This is a genomic window from Paraburkholderia sp. Ac-20347, from assembly GCF_017104805.1.
Lineage (GTDB): Bacteria > Pseudomonadota > Gammaproteobacteria > Burkholderiales > Burkholderiaceae > Paraburkholderia > Paraburkholderia tropica.
Map to the genome: position 1 here is coordinate 15,969 of NZ_JAAGPN010000086.1, position 16,992 is coordinate 32,960.

A 16,992-nucleotide genomic window follows, 5' to 3' on the forward strand; every position below is an offset into this window, starting at 1 on the left:
GCGCATCACGTTAGCCGCGCGCGATTGAGTCTTCGCGCGCGGTCATACGGCGCGCTCAGCCCGCGAGCGTGACTTCGGCGATGACCGGCGTATGGTCGGACGGCTGCTCCCATTTGCGCGGCACCTTGTCGACTTCGCACGCGGTGAGCGTGGTCGCGAGCGCGGGCGAGAGCAGAATGTGGTCGATGCGCAAGCCCGCGTTGCGACGGAACGCGAACATGCGGTAGTCCCACCACGTGAACAGTTTTTCCGGCTGCTCGAACTGGCGGAACGCATCGACGAAACCGAGCGCGATGAGCCGCTGGAACTGCGCGCGCTCCTCGGGCGAGACGAGATTCTGGCCTTCCCACGCTTTCGGGTCGTGCACGTCGCGGTCTTCGGGCGCGATGTTGTAATCGCCGAGCAGCGCGAGCTTCGGATACTGCTGCATTTCTGCGGCAAGCCAGTCGTGCATCGCGTTGAGCCAGTCGAGCTTGTACGCGAATTTTTCGCTGCCCGGCGCCTGGCCGTTCGGGAAATACGCGCAGACGATGCGCGTGCCCTCGACCGTCACGGCGACCACGCGCTGCTGCGGATCTTCGAAGCCGGGAATATTGCGCACGACGGTGCTTTCGTCGACGTTCAGGCCGTCGCGCACGAGAATGGCCACGCCGTTATAGGTTTTCTGGCCGGTGAACCAGCTGCGATAACCGTGCGCTTCGAGTTCGGCGCGCGGGTATTTATCGTCGGTGAGCTTCAGTTCCTGAAGACAGAGCACGTCGACCTTGCTCTCGCCGAGCCAGTCGATGACGTGCTGCAGGCGGACCTTCAGGGAATTGACGTTCCAGGTGGCGATTTTCATGAGTTGCTGAACAGGTAAAGAGCGCGGTGAAGCGGGCGCGACAAATCGGGCCGGCCACCGCGCGCGCGTCGAACGAACCGGCGCGCGCCGCGAACCGGCGTTTCCCGCATCATACCTGGCTGCGGGCGATCATGAGTCAACCGGCACGCGCAGGGCGCAAATTTCACCATTCTTCGAGCCACGGACGCAGGTCGAGCTCGTGCGTCCACGCATCGCGCGGCTGCTGATGCAGCATCCAGTAAGCGTCGGCGATATGGTCGGGATTCAGGATGCCGTCGCGTTCCTTGAGCTTGTAGCGCTCCGGAAAATTCTCGCGGATGAATTCGGTATCGATCGCGCCATCGACGATGATCTGCGCGACGTGCACGCCTTCCGGCCCGAGTTCGCGCGCCATCGATTGCGCGAGCGCGCGCAGCGCGTGCTTCGCGCCCGCGAAAGCGGAGAAGCCCGGGCGTCCGCGCAGGCTCGCTGTCGCGCCGGTGAAAAAGATCGAGCCGCGCGCGCGTGGCAACATGACTTTCGCCGCCTCGCGTCCCATCAAAAAGCCCGCAAAACAGGCCATTTCCCACACCTTGTGATACACGCGCGCCGTGGTTTCGGTGATGCTGAAACGCACGTTCGCGCCGATATTGAAGATCGCGACTTCGATCGGCGCGATGTTCGTCTCGATCTCGGCAAATAGCGCGATCATGTCCTCTTCCTTGCGCGCGTCCGAACCGAACGCGTGCGCGACGCCGCCTTCGGCTTCGATCTGCGCGACGAGCGGCGCGAGCTTGTCCGCCTGGCGGCGCGTCACGCAGGCGATATAGCCTTCGCGTGCGAAACGTCGGGCAATTGCGCTGCCGGTTGCATCGCCTGCGCCGATCACGAGCACGGCTTTCTTTTGCGTCATGGTGGTTTGTCTCCTTGTCATGTTTGCCTGCATGGAGGAATATGCGTCAAACGAATTCACACACGCATGGAGGAGCGACAATGCAGGACATCAGCGTGCAGTTTCTGTTTGACTTTGGCAGTCCTAATGCTTACTTGAGCCACAAGATCATTCCCGCGATCGAAGCGCGTCACGGCGTGCGTTTCGAGTATGTGCCCATTCTGCTCGGCGGCCTGTTCAAGATGACCGGCAATCGCTCGCCGGCCGAAAGCACGGCGCAGATCGAGAACAAGCGCAAATATCTGTTCGTGGAGATGAAGCGGTTTATCGCGAAGCACGGCCTCAGTGCGTATCGGATGAATCCGCATTTTCCGGTCAATACGCTGCAGATCATGCGTGGCGCGGTGGCGGCGCAGCGCGAGGGCGTGTTCGAACGCTACGTCGATCGCATGTTCGCGCATATGTGGGAGGACGGGCTGAAGCTCGACGATCCCGACGTGCTGCGCGCCACGCTGCAAGCCGATGGATTCGATGTCGCGCGTTTTGAAACGCTGCTCGCGGACGCCGATGTGAAAGCGGGTTTGCTCGCGAATACGCAACAGGCGTTCGAGCGCGGCGCGTTCGGTGCGCCGACGTTCTTTGTCGGCGACGAGATGTTCTTTGGGAAGGATCAACTGCGCGATGTCGAAGACGAAATCGTGCGCGTGAAAGGCGGCGCGTAGTGTCGTAGCGGCCTTGGCGGCGAAGCGGGGAGCGCAGATGCGGTGCATGCGCTTCCCCGTTTCGATCGTGCTTGTCGCGTATCGCGTATCAGACCGCGGCGGGCGCTTCGGCTTCGCTCGCCGACATCACGCCGATCCGCTCACGCGCCGCATCGTATTCGCGCTTCAGACGCGCGATCAGATCGGCGGCGGGCACGATCGCTTTCACCGCACCGATGCCCTGGCCCGAACCCCAGATGTCCTTCCACGGCTTCACGCGGTTGGAGCCGAAATTCATGGCGGTGGGATCCGATTCCGGCAGCGCGTCCGGATCGAGGCCGCTCGCGACGATGCTCGAACGCAGATAGTTGCCGTGCACGCCCGTGAAGAGATTCGAGTAGACGATATCGGCGGCGTCGCTGTCGACGATCATCTGCTTGTAGGCTTCGACCGCGTTCGCTTCCTGCGTGGCGATAAACGCCGAGCCGATGTACGCGAGGTCCGCGCCCGCCGCCTGCGCGGCGAGAATCGCGTTGCCGTTGCCGATCGCGCCCGAGAGCAGCAGCGGGCCGTCGAACCATTCGCGGATCTCGTGAATCAGCGCGAACGGCGAGAGCGTGCCCGCATGGCCGCCGGCGCCGGCCGCGACGGCGATCAGACCGTCGGCGCCTTTCTCGATGGCTTTCTTCGCGAACTTGTTGTTGATGACGTCGTGCAGCACGATGCCGCCCCAGCCATGCACCGCCTGATTCACTTCCTCGCGCGCGCCCAGCGACGTGATGACGATCGGCACCTTGTATTGCGCACAGATACCCAGATCGTGCTGCAGCCGGTCGTTCGACTTGTGGACGATCTGGTTCACTGCGAACGGCGCGGCCGGACGATCAGGATGCTTCGCGTTGTATTCGGCGAGTTCGGTGGTGATGCGGTCGAGCCACTCGCCGAGCACGTGCTCGGGGCGGGCGTTGAGCGCCGGGAAGGAGCCGACCACGCCCGCCTTGCACTGCGCGATCACGAGATCGGGATTCGAGATGATGAAGAGCGGCGAGCCGACGACCGGAATCGACAGGCCACGGCGCAGCACGGCGGGCAGGGACATCCCTTATCTCCTTGATGATGGCGGCGGCCCGCGATGGGCGCCGACGCGTTGTTCGTAGGGCGGGCGCTTGCACGCGCCGGCAGGGCTAAACATAGCAAAGGCGACCGCACTATGCAACCAGTTGCATAGTGCAGTTTCTCGAACTCGCCCGGGACCGTGACGGGAGATATTCGGGACGGAACCAGGGCGGCAGCGCGGGAGGCGTGGTTTAGAATCGCCGCATGTCGACTCCTCACGCCATCCTCATCGCCCTGCTCGAAAAGCCGTCGTCGGGCTATGACCTCGCCCGGCGCTTCGACCGGGCTATCGGCTATTTCTGGCAGGCCACGCATCAGCAGATCTACCGCGAACTCGGCCGCATGGTCGCGTCGGGCTGGGTGACGGTGGTCGAGGAGGGCGCGGCGGCGTCACGCAAGAAGATCTACCGTGTGCTGCCCGTGGGGCGCGAGGAAGTCGCGCGCTGGGTGCGCGAGACGCAGCTTGGCGTGGATGATCGCAACGTGTTCCTGCTCAAGCTGCGGGCGGATGCGGTGATTGGCCCGCTGGGGCTCGGCGACGAATTGCGGCGCTTGATCGACGAGGCGAGTGCGCGTCTGGAGACCTATCGCGAGATCGAGCGGCGCGACTTCGGTGCGGTGCAACTCACGCGTGCGCAGCAGTTGCAGTATGCGATTCTCAAGGCGGGTATTCACACGCAGACACAGTGGCTTGCGTGGGCCGAGGAATTGCGGGCGATCGTGGGCGATGAAGCGGCTTGAAACCCGGTGCGCACGCCGTTTGAATATGCTTCGGATGCCGAAGTAATTTGCAGGGGCAATGATCGCGCCAGACGACACATGAACACGATGATGAAAAAAGTGTTGACGTAACGGAATCGAGGTCCTATAATTCTTTTCTCTGACGGACGCGGGGTGGAGCAGTCTGGCAGCTCGTCGGGCTCATAACCCGAAGGTCACAGGTTCAAATCCTGTCCCCGCAACCAAGGATTCTCAAAGCCCGCACGATGCAAATCGTGCGGGCTTTATCCTTTGCAGCGCCGCATCAGCGCGGCGCTACCTTTGCCTTCCTCTCACGCTTCATTCAACGCCCAATCCACCGCGGCCTGCGCATGCAGCGCCGTCGTGTCGAACACGGGCAGCGCGGAATCTTCGGCACGTATCAGCAGCGTGATCTCGGTGCAGCCGAGTATCACAGCCTGCGCCCCGGCCTGTGCCAGCGCTTCGATCGTGCGCTGATAAACCTGCCGCGATTCCGTTTTCACATTCCCGTGGCACAACTCGTCATAAATGATGCGATGCACGTCGGCGCGCGCCGCGTCGTCGGGCACGATCGCCTCGATGCCGTGGACGTCGCGCAGCCGCCCCACGTAGAAGTCCTGCTCCATCGTATAGCGCGTGCCCAGCAGGCCGACGCGTGTCACGCCCGCCGCGCGCAGCGCCGCGCCGGTCGGGTCCGCGATATGCAGGAAGGGAATGGCGATGGCGGCTTCGATCGACGCGCACACACGATGCATCGTGTTGGTCGCGAGCAGCACAATCCCCGCGCCGCCGCGTTCGAGCTGCGTCGCCGCCTGCGCCATCTGCACGCCGAGCGCGTCCCAGTCGCCCGCCCGCTGGAGCGCTTCGATATCGGCGAAATCGACGGTCGCCATCAGGCTGCGTGCGTTGTGATGGCCGCCCAGCCGTGCCTTCGTATAGGTGTTGAGCAGGCGGTAATATTCCGCCGACGATTCCCAGCTCATGCCGCCAATCACACCGATCGTTTTCATCATTTGCCGTTGCCGAAAGAGGTAAGGATCGAACGAGTATAGGCGTGTGTCCTGCGCTGTACAGGTACGGTGCGGCGCAAGTGTCACGATACGGATTGGGCACGGCACGCGGACAGTTGTCGCGAAATTCGATCACTTCAGTACAGTCGGGCGCGGGTGCGCGGGTGTATTGGTGCTTCGCTGTAGCTCCCGAACTGGCACCTCATTTCTGGCGCCGATAGAATCGGATCACATGTCGCGATGCGCAGGCCGCATCGGGCCCACAACAAGACGCCACCCAGGAGCCTCACCATGGACCTGATCGTTCGCCGCGCCGTGCTCGCGCATGGCCATCCCGCTGGCCATGCCACTGTCGATATCGGTATCGAGTCAGGGCGCATCGTGGCCGTTGCGCCGCATATCGACACCCAGGCGGACGCTCAGGCGCGCGAGGTGATCGACGCGGGCGGCATGCTCGTGAGCGCGCCATTCATCGACGCACATTTCCACATGGACGCCACGCTGTCGTACGGGCTGCCGCGCGTGAACGCATCGGGCACGCTACTCGAAGGCATCGCGCTGTGGGGCGAACTCAAGCCGCATCTCACTCAGGAAGCGCTCGTCGAGCGTGCGTTGCAGTACTGCGATTGGGCCGTCGCGCGCGGGTTGCTGGCGATCCGCTCGCATGTCGATGTCTGCGACGAACGACTGCTCGCGGTCGAAGCGCTGCTCGAAGTGAAGCGTCGCGTCGCGCCTTATCTCGATCTGCAACTCGTGGCCTTTCCGCAAGACGGCGTGCTGCGCAGTCCGGGCGCGTTCGACAATCTCAAGCGTGCGATTGCGATGGGCGTCGACGTGGTCGGCGGCATTCCGCATTTCGAGCGCACGATGGCCGACGGCGCGGAATCCGTGCGACTGCTCTGCGAATTCGCCGCGGAAAAAGGCCTGCGCGTGGACATGCATTGCGACGAGTCCGACGATCCACTCTCGCGTCACATCGAAACGCTGGCGGCGCAGACGCACCGCCTCGGATTGCATGGGCGCGTGACCGGTTCGCATCTGACCTCGATGCACTCGATGGACAACTACTACGTGAGCAAGCTGATTCCGCTGATTCGCGAGTCGGGCGTGGCGGCGATTGCGAATCCGCTCATCAACATCACGTTGCAGGGGCGCGCCGATACCTATCCGAAGCGGCGCGGCATGACGCGCGTGCCCGAGTTGATGGCGGCGGGCGTGACGGTCGCGTTCGGCCACGATTGCGTGATGGACCCGTGGTACAGCTTCGGTTCGGGCGACATGCTCGAAGTCGCGCACATGGGCCTGCACGTCGCGCAGATGACGGGCGTCGACGCCACGCGCGCGTGTTTCGATGCGGTCACGGTCAATCCCGCACAGATTCTCGGGCTCGAAGGCTACGGCATCGCGCCGGGCTGTGCCGCGAATCTCGTCGTGCTCGATGCGCGCGATCCGATCGAGGCGATTCGCCTGCGTGCCGCGCGACTCGCGGTCGTGAGCCGGGGCAGGGTGGTGAGCCGGCAACCGGCGCAACGCGCGTCGCTCACGCTCGACGGACGGCCCGAAAGCGTCGATTTCAAGCTGCATCGCTGAATGCCGAAGCGCTGGCAGCGCTATCGAGCGGCCATAAAAAAACCGCGCACCGAAGTGCGCGGTTTTGCTTTTCAGCGCAGCGGTCGTGAACCGCGGTGAACCGCTGTGAGCGCGACGGCGCTCAATGCGCCGGCGGCTGCTCCATGCCGTTGTGGCGCAGCAGGGCGTCGATGCTCGGCTCGCGGCCGCGGAACGCCTTGAACGATTCCATCGCCGGACGGCTGCCGCCCACTTCCAGAATCTCCTTGCGATAGCGCGTGCCGGTGGCCGCGTCGAGCACGCTCGACTTGGTGGCTTGCGCGGCTTCCTCGAACGCCGCGTAGGCGTCGGCGGACAGCACTTCGGCCCACTTGTAGCTGTAGTAGCCCGCCGCGTAGCCGCCCGCGAAGATGTGGCTGAACGTATTCGGCCAGCGCGAGAACGGCGCCTGCGGAATCACGTGATAACGCTCGTTGATTTCGCGCGCGAGTTCGTTCACGGTCTTGCCCTTCGAGGCGTCGAAGTCCACGTGCAGCGCCATGTCGAACATCGAGAACACGATCTGGCGCAGCGTGCCGAGACCGCTCTGGAAGTTCTTCGCGGCGAGCATCTTGTCGAAGAGTTCGCGCGGCAGCGGCTTGGCCGTGTCGACGTGCGAGGTCATCTCCGTGAGGACGTCCCATTCCCAGCAGAAGTTTTCCATGAACTGCGACGGCAGTTCGACCGCGTCCCATTCCACGCCGTTGATGCCGGAGACCGAGAGTTCATCGACGCGCGTGAGCATGTGATGCAGGCCGTGGCCGAACTCGTGGAACAGCGTGATGACTTCGTCGTGCGTGAAGCAGGCCGGACGGCCGCCCACCGGCGCCGAGAAGTTGCAGGTGAGGTACGCGACCGGCGTCTGCACGCCGTTGGCTTCGAGCTTGCGGCGCGAGCGCGCGTCGTCCATCCATGCGCCGCCGCGCTTGCCTTCGCGTGCGTAGAGGTCGAGGTAGAACTGCGCGACCAGCGTGCCGTCGGTGTTTTCGACGCGGAAGAAGCGCACCTCGTTGTTCCAGACCGGCGCGCTGTCGTCGCGGATGCGCACGCCGAACAGCGTTTCCGTGACCTTGAAGAGACCCTTGAGCACGAAGTCTTCGGGGAAGTACTGCTTCACTTCGTTTTCGGAGAACGAATAGCGCTTCTGGCGCAGACGCTCGGCGGCGAAAGCCATGTCCCACGGTTCGAGTTGCGTGAGGCCGAATTCGCTGGCGGCGAATTCGCGCAGCTCTTCCCAGTCTTTCTCGGCGTGCGGACGCGCGCGCGTGGCGAGGTCTTCGAGGAAGCTCATGACCTGCGCGGGCGATTCGGCCATCTTCGGCGTGAGCGAGACTTCGGCGAAGTTGTTGTAGCCGAGCATCTTCGCTTCTTCGGCGCGCAGCTTGAGCTGTTCGTCGACGATCGCGGTGTTGTCCCATTCAGGCTTGCCGCCGCCATAGACCGCGCCAAGTTCCGAGGCGCGCGTGACGTAGGCGCGGTACATCGTTTCGCGCATCGCGCGGTTTTCCGAGTACTGCAGCACCGGGAAATACGAGGGGAAGTGCAGCGTGAACTTCCAGCCTTCCTGGTTCTCGCGCTCGGCGGCTTCGCGCGCGGCGGCGATCACGTCTTCGGGCAGGCCGACCAGTTCGCTCTCGTCCTTCGCGTAGAACGCGTAGGCGTTGGTCGCGTCGAGCACGTGGTCCGAGAACGCCTTCGAGAGCGCGGCCTGGCGCTCCTGCAATTCGGCGAAACGCGGCTTCTGCTCTTCGGGCAACTCCGCGCCCGAGAGGCGGAAGTCGCGCAGTGCGTTGTCGAGAATCTTCTTGCGCTCGCTCGTGAGCAGCTGGAACGAGTTGTGATTCGTGATGGCCTTGTACTTCTCGTACAGCGCGAGATTCTGGCCGACGCTCGACCAGAACTCGGTCACGCGCGGCAGATTCTCGCCGTAGACGGCGCGCAGCTCGGGCGTATCGGCGACGGCGTTCAGATGGCCGATCACGCCCCAGGCGCGCGAGAGCGGTTCGGTGACGCGCTCGACGGGCTCGACCACGTCGCTCCATTGCGCGGGCGTCATCGGTTGCGCGGCGCGTTCGACGGCGGCGTTGGCGTTCGCGAGCAGCACGTCGAGCGCGGGCGTCACGTGTTCGGGGCGGATTTCGCCGAAGCGCGGCAGGCCGGAGAAGTCGAGCAGCGGATTATCGGAGGAAGTCGTTGCCATGGTGCGTCCTGTTCCTTCTGTCGCGGTTAATCGATTCGGGGCGCCGCGTGGTCGCGCGCCCCGGCTGTGGGTTCGTTAGATCGGTTATTGGGGCGCAGTGTGCGCTTTCCAACCGGGTCATGCGAGCAAATTAGCAGAAGTCGGCTCGCGGCGGCGAAATCCCGGCGCGCGAAACGGCGCGCGCACGGGCATCGGGCGTAAAAAAGCCCCGGATTTCCGGGGCTTTTTGAAGTCGACGCAGGCGCGCCATGTTGCGTCGCGCAATGCGAGGATCGGTGCAACGTGCGGCAAACACCGGGCCAACAGCGACCTTACACGCCGGCCGCGCGCTCCGCGGCTTCGATCGTGTTGACGAGCAGCATCGTGATGGTCATCGGACCGACGCCGCCCGGCACCGGCGTGATGAAGCCGGCCTTGTCCTTGAGACCCGCGAAGTCGACGTCGCCGCAAAGCTTGCCGTTGTCGTCGCGGTTCATGCCCACGTCGATCACGGTCGCGCCCGGCTTGATCATGTCGGCGGTCAGCACGTTGCGCTTGCCGACGGCGGCCACGACGATGTCCGCGTCGAGCGTGTGCTTCGCGAGGTCGCGCGTCTTGCTGTGGCAGATCGTGACCGTCGCGCCCTTTTCGAGCAGCAGCAGCGCCATCGGCTTGCCGACGATGTTCGAGCGGCCGATCACCACGGCGTTCGCGCCTTCGAGCGGAATCTTGTATTCCTCGAACATCTTCATCACGCCGTAGGGGGTGCAGGGGCGGAACAGCGGCTGGCCGGTCATCAGCGCACCGGCGTTGGCGACGTGAAAGCCGTCGACGTCCTTCTCGGGCGCGATCGCCTCGATCACCTTGTGGCTGTCAATATGCTTGGGCAGCGGCAGTTGCACGAGGATGCCGTGGATCTTCGGATCGTTGTTCAGTTCGTCGATGCGCTTGAGCAGATCGGCTTCCGACAGCGTTTCCGGATAGCGGTCGTACGACGAATGGAGGCCGTTGTCCTCGCACGCCTTGATCTTGTTGCGCACGTAGACCTCGCTCGCCGGATTGTCGCCGACCAGCACGACCGCGAGGCCCGGCTGATGGCCGCGTGCGGAGAGAGCGGCGGCGCGCGTGGCGACGTCGGCGCGCAGTTTCTTGGAGAGGGCGAGGCCGTCGATGAGGGTGGCAGTCATGGTCGGTCGAGAGTCGAGTGAGGCAGATGACAAAAGCGCGGAGCGCGAGTCGCCGGGGCAAGCGGCGCGGCGCGAACGATGCGAATCCTGCGTCGCCGCGCGCGGATGAAAAATCGCGCGAAAGCGGGCGCCGCTGTGGAGGCCGACATTATACCCGTGCGACGGGCGTGACTTGTCGCGGCTGGACGGATCGGCGGCCGGTTCTGGAAGGAAAACTGCGGAGAATGGCGGTGAAGCCGTGCGGCGGTTGCCGCAGCGGCTTCACGAATGACGCAGCGCTTACTGCTGCTGCGCCTGTTGCGGCTTGTTGGAGAGCGCGAGACGGAGCAGGTCGGCGACCGTGTTCACGTTGAGCTTTTCCATGATGTTCGCGCGGTGCGCTTCGACGGTCTTGATGCTGATGCCGAGGTCGTCGGCGATCTGCTTGTTCAGGCGGCCCGCGATGATGCGCTCGAGCACCTGATGCTCGCGCGCCGTGAGCTTGCCCAGACGTTCGGCCGCCGCACGCTGCTGCTGCACGTTGGTGCTTTCGCTGCGCGCCTTTTCGAGCATGCGCTCGACCAGCTTGCGCAGTTCGGCTTCGTCGAACGGCTTCTCGATGAAATCCATCGCGCCCTTCTTCATCGTGGAAACGGCCATCGGCACGTCGCCGTGACCCGTGACGAAGATGATCGGCAGCGACGCGTTGTCGGCGATCAGGCGCTCCTGGAGTTCGAGCCCGCTCATGCCCTGCATGCGCACGTCCAGAATCAGACAGGCGATCTGACCGGCTTGCTGCGCAGGCTGGTACGCCTCGAGGAATTCTTCCGCGCTCGTGAAGCACTGAACGCGGTAGCCGTTCGCTTCGAGCAGCCAGCGCAGGGAATCTCGGACGGCCTCGTCGTCGTCGACGACAAAGACGGTTTCCTGGGTGGTGACTGGGCTGTTCATGGCTCTCCCGTAACGGTTTGTGGAGTCGGTTCGTCACGGCCGTCCCGCGAGGGCTGGTCCGATTCACCGATGGGCAGACTGCAATGGAACGTGGCGCCGCTGATGTGGCCGTCTGCTTCGACGTTGTTGACCACCCAGAGACGCCCGCGATGCGATTCGATAATCGAGCGGCAAATATTCAGCCCCATGCCCATACCGTCGGACTTGGTGCTGTAGAACGGTTCGAACAGGCGCTCGGCGGTGGCTTCGTCCACGCCCGGGCCCTGGTCGATCACGCTGATGCAGACGTGGCCGCCTTCGCGCTTCACGATCACGCGGATCACCGGGTCGATCGCCGCGTCGGGCGAATTCGGACGCGCGTCGGCCATCGCTTCGGCGGCGTTCTTCAAGAGGTTGACGAGCACCTGCTCGATCAGCACCGGATCGACGTAGATCACGGGCATGCGCGAGCGCATGTCGGTCACGATGCGGATGCGGCGCTTGCGCGCTTCGATCTCGGCGAGCCCCACGGCGTCGGCGACGATGTCGGCGACACGCGCGGCCTGGCGCTTGGGTTCGGAGCGCTTCACGAATTCGCGGATGCGCTTGATGATCATGCCTGCGCGCACGGCCTGCTGGGCGGTTTTTTCGAGCGCGGGCAGCAGGTTCTCGGGCGCGCCGCGGCCCGATTTCACCAGCGCGACGGTGCCCGAGGCGTAGTTGTTGATCGCCGCGAGCGGCTGGTTCAACTCGTGCGCGAGCGACGAGGCCATTTCGCCCATCGTCATCAGGCGGCTCGTGAACTGCAGTTTTTCGTCCTGCTGGCGGGCCAGTTCCTGCGCCTGCTTGCGCGTGGTGATGTCGGTCGCGATCTGCATCTGCGCGAGGTGGCCGTCGACCCACTGAATATACTGGCGGCGCACTTCGAACCACTTCTGGATGCTCTCGACGTAAATCTCCTGCGCGTCGGCGGTGCTCTCGGTGAGCGCTGTGGCGGGCAGGCCGGCGAAGGCGTCGACCATGTCGATGGAATCCGACGAGGCGCTCGACGAATCGAAGCCGCCGCCGCCCGCGAGTTCCAGATGGCCGTCCGGGCGGATGCCGAACAGATGGCGGTAGTAGCGGTTGGCGAACAGCAGTTCGGCTTCGTCGGCGGCCAGCACGGAGACGGCTGCGTCGAGGCTTTCGAGCACTGTGGTGAAGCGCTCGTGCGCGGCGGCGAGTTCTTCGCGCGCGCGCTTCGGCTCGGTGATGTCGGTCATCGACGACATCCAGCCGGTCTGGCGGCCCGAGCTGTCGATCAGCGGCGAGACGTAAAGACGCGCGTGGAACTGCGAGCTGTCCTTGCGGCGCACGCGCAGTTCGAAGCCCGAGGAGGGCGCTTTGCCGCGCAGCGTCATGTCGAGCTGGCGCTGCATTTCCGGATAGCTGTCGCGCGGCCAGTAGGGGAACGGCGCGGTCTTGCCGACCAGATCGCTTTCGTCCCAGCCGGTCATGCGGCAAAAGGCCGGGTTGACGTGCGTGATGCGGCCATGCATGTCGAGCACGCGCATGCCGATCAGCACGGAATTTTCCATCGCGCGGCGGAAGAACGCTTCCGCATAGAGCGCCTGCTGCGCCTCGAAGCGCTGGCGCGTGTGTTTCCACAGACTCCAGAGGCTCCACAGCACGAAGCAGGAGAGCCCCGCGACCAGCCACACGAGCGTGTTGTTCGTGAAGTTGGTCATCTGCGGATACGAATAGACGCGCACCGAGACGCCCTGGCCCGGCGGATCGAGCGGCAGATCGTAATAGACGTCGCGCGGCAGGCGCGGGCGCGTCGAGGTGGTGGCGAGTTCGCGGTTGTTCGCGTCGAGGATCGAAATCTTGTACTTGGCCGACAGCTCGGGCGGGATGTCGTGCTTCAGGATGCCTTCGACCGAGAACACGGCCGCGATCGAGCCAAGAAATTCGCGATCGCGGTATACCGGCGTTTGCAGCGTGATGTAGCCGTTGCCGACGTCGTCGTAAATGAGCGGCGAATAGACCTGGCGGCGCGTGGAGCGCGCCTCGGCGAACGCGGCCTTCACGGCTTCGTCCATTTGCGCGTCGTTGGGCTTGGCGAGGCGCTGACCGAATACCGGCAGCGCCGTGCTCGGCCAGCGCGGCTCCTGCTGGCTCGTGTACCAGTTCAGGTAAAGGATTTCGGGATGGCCCTGCATGATGTCCGTGGTGGACACCTGGAACGACTGCGGATCGTTGTGGCCCGCAACCAGATCGCGCGCCAGCGCCTGCAATTGCTCTTGCGCGCCCGTCATGGAGAGGCGGATCTGCTGCTGGGCCCAGGCCACGTTGCGATAGAGCGTGTCTTCCTGCTGCTGCTGCTCGCGGCGGTTGAGGCTCCACAGGATCAGGCTCATGACGATCAGAAATACGAGGATCGACAGGAGCGGCGTCAACAAATAGGAGTTCGACCACCAGGGTCCGTGGTGCCAGCGAGACGGCGACGACTCGCCGGGCGAACCGGGCGGCCGCGCCGAGCGTGCGAAAAGCCGTTCGGTCAACATGGCAAGGATTGTAGCTCAGCGTAAGAGTCCGAAATGCCGTGAAAAAAGCATTAAATCGCAGATAAACGGGCCCAAACTGGTTGATATAGGCGCAAGGGCCCGAACGATTCAGCGTGCGCTGCAGCAATTTTTTGCATTATGAAATGTCATCTCGCAATTCGAAAATTTCCTTGCGCGAGTTCGGGGGGCGTCATTACAATCGCCCGCAAAGCTGCTGCGGTCGGCCCGGTTACGTCTGGGCGTCGTCGCCCGCATGGTCCGATCAACAGCGTTCCCCTACATCCAGGAGACGAGCATGTCCGCTGTACCCGACGAAGTCCTGAAGTACGTTGCCGCCGACAAGGACGAGGATCCCCAGGAAACCGCAGAATGGCTCGAGGCGCTCGATGGCGTCATTTCGACCATCGGTCCCGACCGCGCCCACTATCTGATCGAAAAGCAGATCGAATTCGCCCGTGTGCACGGCGAGCATCTGCCTTTCTCGGCGAACACGCCGTACATCAACACCATCCCGGTCGCCAACCAGGCGAAGAACCCCGGCGACCAGGACATCGAACACCGTATCCGCTCGTACACGCGCTGGAACGCCATGGCCATGGTGCTGCGCGCGGGCAAGCACACGAACGTGGGCGGTCACATCGCCTCGTTCGCGTCGGCTGCCACGCTCTATGACGTCGGCTACAACCATTTCTGGCACGCACCGTCGGACAACCACGGCGGCGACCTGATTTTCGTGCAGGGCCACTCGTCGCCGGGCGTCTACTCGCGCGCGTTCCTGCTCGGCCGTCTGAGCGAAAAGCAACTCGACAACTTCCGCCAGGAAGTGGGCGGCGAGGGCATCTCGTCGTATCCGCACCCGTGGCTGATGCCGGACTTCTGGCAGTTCCCGACCGTCTCGATGGGCCTCGGCCCGATCATGGCGATCTATCAAGCCCGCTTCATGAAGTACATGCAGGCGCGCGGCATCGTGAAGACCGAAGGCCGCAAGGTCTGGGCCTTCCTCGGCGACGGTGAAACGGACGAGCCGGAATCGCTCGGCGCGATCGGCATGGCCGGCCGCGAGCGTCTGGACAACCTCGTGTTCGTCATCAACTGCAACCTGCAGCGTCTCGACGGCCCGGTGCGCGGCAACGGCAAGATCATCCAGGAACTCGAAAGCGAGTTCCGCGGCGCCGGCTGGAACGTCATCAAGGTCATCTGGGGTTCGCGCTGGGACGCGCTGTTCGCGCGCGACAAGTCGGGCGCGCTGATGCGCCGCATGATGGAAGTCGTCGACGGCGAGTACCAGACGTACAAGTCGGAGTCGGGCGCGTATGTTCGCGAGCACTTCTTCAACACGCCGGAACTGAAGGCGCTGGTCGCCGACTGGTCCGACGACGACATCTGGAACCTGAACCGCGGCGGCCACGACCCGCACAAGATTTACGCGGCGTTCCATGAAGCTTCGAACTCGAAGGGCCAGCCGACCGTCATCCTCGCGAAGACGATCAAGGGCTACGGCATGGGCGAAGCCGGTCAGGCGATGAACATCACCCACCAGCAGAAGAAGATGCAGGTGGATCAGCTCAAGAAGTTCCGCGACCAGTTCCGTCTGCCGATCACCGACGAGCAGATCGTCGACGTGCCGTATCTGACGTTCGAAGAAGGCTCGAAGGAACTCGAATACATGCGCCAGAAGCGCATGGACCTCGGCGGTTACCTGCCGGCGCGCCGCCAGAAGGCCGCGTCGCTGCCGGTGCCGGCGCTCGACGCATTCGAGCCGCTGCTCAAGGGCACGGGCGAAGGCCGCGAGATCTCCACGACGATGGCGTTCGTGCGTATCCTCAACATCCTGTTGAAGGACAAGCAGCTCGGCAAGCGCGTCGTGCCGATCGTGCCGGACGAGTCGCGTACCTTCGGCATGGAAGGTCTGTTCCGCCAGATCGGTATCTGGAATCAGCAAGGCCAGAAGTACGTGCCGGAAGATTCGGACCAGTTGATGTTCTACAAGGAATCGGAAAGCGGTCAGATTCTGCAGGAAGGCATCAACGAAGCCGGCGGCATGTCGGACTGGATCGCGGCCGCGACGTCGTACTCGACGCACGGCGAGACGATGATCCCGTTCTACATCTTCTATTCGATGTTCGGCATGCAGCGTATCGGCGACCTGGTTTGGGCCGCCGGCGACATGCGTTCGCGCGGCTTCCTGCTGGGCGGCACCGCAGGCCGCACGACGCTGAACGGCGAAGGTCTGCAGCACGAAGACGGCCACTCGCTCCTGTGGGCGGCATCGGTGCCGAACTGCGTGAGCTACGACCCGACCTTCGGCTATGAACTCGCGGTCATCATGCAAGACGGTCTGCGCCGCATGGTGCAGGACCAGGAAGACGTGTTCTATTACATCACCGTGATGAACGAGAACTACGAGCACCCGGCGATTCCGCAGGGCGAGGCCGTAGCCGCCGACATCATCAAGGGCATGTATGCGTTCCGCAAGGCGGACGCCAAGGCCAAGGGCCCGCGCGTTCAACTGCTGGGCGCAGGCACGATCTTCAACGAAGTGATCGCCGCCGCCGACCTGCTGAAGAACGACTGGGGCGTCGAAGCCGACCTCTGGAGCGTGCCGAGCTTCACGGAACTGGCCCGCGAAGGCCACGAAGTCGAGCGCTGGAACCTGCTGCACCCGAGCGAGCCGCGCCGCGAATCGCACGTCGAGAAGCTGCTCAAGGGCACGGAAGGTCCGGTCATCGCTTCGACCGACTACGTGCGCGCGCTGGTCGACCAGATCCGTGGCCTCGTGCCGCGCAAGTTCGTGGTGCTCGGCACCGACGGTTTCGGCCGTTCGGACACGCGTGAAAAGCTGCGTCACTTCTTCGAAGTCGATCGTTACTGGACGACGGTTGCAGCGCTCAACGCGCTCGCGGACGAAGGCAAGATCGAACGCAAGGTTGTCGGCGAAGCCATCGCCAAGTACAACCTCGATCCGTCGAAGCCCAACCCGATGACCGTCTAACGCATCACCCCTGTGCATGGCATGCGCGCCTCCCCGAAGCGGGGAGGCGCGTTTTATGCGGCCCCGGAGACACTAACAATGAGTCAAGCGATCGAAGTCAAGGTGCCGGACATCGGCGATTACAAGGACATTCCTGTGATCGAGGTGCTGGTGAAGGCGGGTGATACCGTCGAGAAAGAGCAATCGCTCATCACGCTGGAGTCGGACAAGGCGACGATGGACGTGCCGAGCCCGGCATCGGGCACGGTGAAGGAAGTGAAGGTCAAGGTCGGCGACAACGTCTCGGAAGGC

At 63.9% G+C, this 16,992-nt stretch carries 13 protein-coding genes and 1 tRNA gene; 6 read left to right on the forward strand and 8 right to left on the reverse strand.

Annotation, left to right across the window (positions count from 1 at the left end):
• Nucleotides 1-55 precede the first annotated feature (55 nt).
• Together xth and G3N97_RS17900 are read right to left on the reverse strand one after the other, a co-directional pair.
• Nucleotides 56-841: an exodeoxyribonuclease III gene (gene xth / locus G3N97_RS17895; RefSeq protein WP_205994441.1), complete on the reverse strand. Its 786-nt coding sequence runs from the start codon at nucleotides 839-841 to the stop codon at nucleotides 56-58.
• 163 nt (nucleotides 842-1,004) lie between these two features.
• Nucleotides 1,005-1,733, reverse strand: coding sequence for an SDR family oxidoreductase (locus G3N97_RS17900; RefSeq protein ID WP_205994442.1), 729 nt, complete (start codon nucleotides 1,731-1,733; stop codon nucleotides 1,005-1,007).
• 80 nt (nucleotides 1,734-1,813) lie between these two features.
• Here G3N97_RS17900 and G3N97_RS17905 point away from each other — a divergent pair, with 80 nt between their 5' ends.
• A complete protein-coding gene (locus G3N97_RS17905) occupies nucleotides 1,814-2,434 on the forward strand; it encodes a 2-hydroxychromene-2-carboxylate isomerase (RefSeq protein WP_205994443.1) in 621 nt (206 codons plus the stop codon).
• A gap of 88 nt (nucleotides 2,435-2,522) precedes the next feature.
• Here the strand turns inward: G3N97_RS17905 and G3N97_RS17910 are convergent, their stop codons facing one another.
• On the reverse strand, nucleotides 2,523-3,512 hold the full coding sequence (locus tag G3N97_RS17910; RefSeq protein WP_205994444.1) for a nitronate monooxygenase family protein: 990 nt from the start codon (nucleotides 3,510-3,512) through the stop codon (nucleotides 2,523-2,525).
• Between the two features lie 221 nt (nucleotides 3,513-3,733).
• Here G3N97_RS17910 and G3N97_RS17915 point away from each other — a divergent pair, with 221 nt between their 5' ends.
• Nucleotides 3,734-4,270, forward strand: a complete 537-nt coding sequence (locus G3N97_RS17915; RefSeq protein ID WP_205994445.1) for a PadR family transcriptional regulator — start codon at nucleotides 3,734-3,736, stop codon at nucleotides 4,268-4,270.
• Nucleotides 4,271-4,417: 147 nt separating this feature from the next.
• A tRNA-Met gene (locus G3N97_RS17920) sits at nucleotides 4,418-4,494 on the forward strand.
• Nucleotides 4,495-4,581: 87 nt separating this feature from the next.
• Here the strand turns inward: G3N97_RS17920 and G3N97_RS17925 are convergent.
• Nucleotides 4,582-5,280, reverse strand: a complete 699-nt coding sequence (locus G3N97_RS17925; protein ID WP_205994452.1) for an aspartate/glutamate racemase family protein — start codon at nucleotides 5,278-5,280, stop codon at nucleotides 4,582-4,584.
• 291 nt (nucleotides 5,281-5,571) lie between these two features.
• Between G3N97_RS17925 and G3N97_RS17930 the strand changes: the two genes are divergently transcribed.
• Nucleotides 5,572-6,870 carry an amidohydrolase family protein gene (locus tag G3N97_RS17930; RefSeq protein WP_205994446.1) on the forward strand — a complete coding sequence of 433 codons (1,299 nt, stop codon included), beginning with the start codon at nucleotides 5,572-5,574 and terminating at the stop codon, nucleotides 6,868-6,870.
• A 121-nt stretch (nucleotides 6,871-6,991) separates the two neighbouring features.
• On the opposite strand, the gene G3N97_RS17935 is transcribed toward G3N97_RS17930, so the two are convergent.
• From G3N97_RS17935 to fixL, 4 genes are all read right to left on the reverse strand, one after another.
• Complete coding sequence (locus G3N97_RS17935; RefSeq protein ID WP_205994447.1) at nucleotides 6,992-9,088, reverse strand: M3 family metallopeptidase; 2,097 nt, start codon at nucleotides 9,086-9,088, stop codon at nucleotides 6,992-6,994.
• Nucleotides 9,089-9,399: 311 nt separating this feature from the next.
• On the reverse strand, nucleotides 9,400-10,254 hold the full coding sequence (gene folD, locus G3N97_RS17940; RefSeq protein WP_205994448.1) for a bifunctional methylenetetrahydrofolate dehydrogenase/methenyltetrahydrofolate cyclohydrolase FolD: 855 nt from the start codon (nucleotides 10,252-10,254) through the stop codon (nucleotides 9,400-9,402).
• 279 nt (nucleotides 10,255-10,533) lie between these two features.
• Nucleotides 10,534-11,184, reverse strand: a complete 651-nt coding sequence (gene fixJ / locus G3N97_RS17945; RefSeq protein WP_205994449.1) for an oxygen response regulator transcription factor FixJ — start codon at nucleotides 11,182-11,184, stop codon at nucleotides 10,534-10,536.
• Nucleotides 11,181-13,709, reverse strand: coding sequence for an oxygen sensor histidine kinase FixL (fixL, locus tag G3N97_RS17950; RefSeq protein WP_205994450.1), 2,529 nt, complete (start codon nucleotides 13,707-13,709; stop codon nucleotides 11,181-11,183). Before fixL ends, fixJ begins: the two co-directional genes overlap by 4 nt.
• Before the next feature lie 295 nt (nucleotides 13,710-14,004).
• Here fixL and aceE point away from each other — a divergent pair, with 295 nt between their 5' ends.
• The gene (gene aceE, locus G3N97_RS17955; protein ID WP_065060279.1) at nucleotides 14,005-16,701 is read left to right on the forward strand and encodes a pyruvate dehydrogenase (acetyl-transferring), homodimeric type; all 2,697 of its coding nucleotides are present in this window, start codon (nucleotides 14,005-14,007) and stop codon (nucleotides 16,699-16,701) included.
• Nucleotides 16,702-16,779: 78 nt separating this feature from the next.
• A partial coding sequence (locus tag G3N97_RS17960; RefSeq protein ID WP_346778081.1) for a biotin/lipoyl-containing protein occupies nucleotides 16,780-16,992 on the forward strand: 213 nt, incomplete at its 3' end.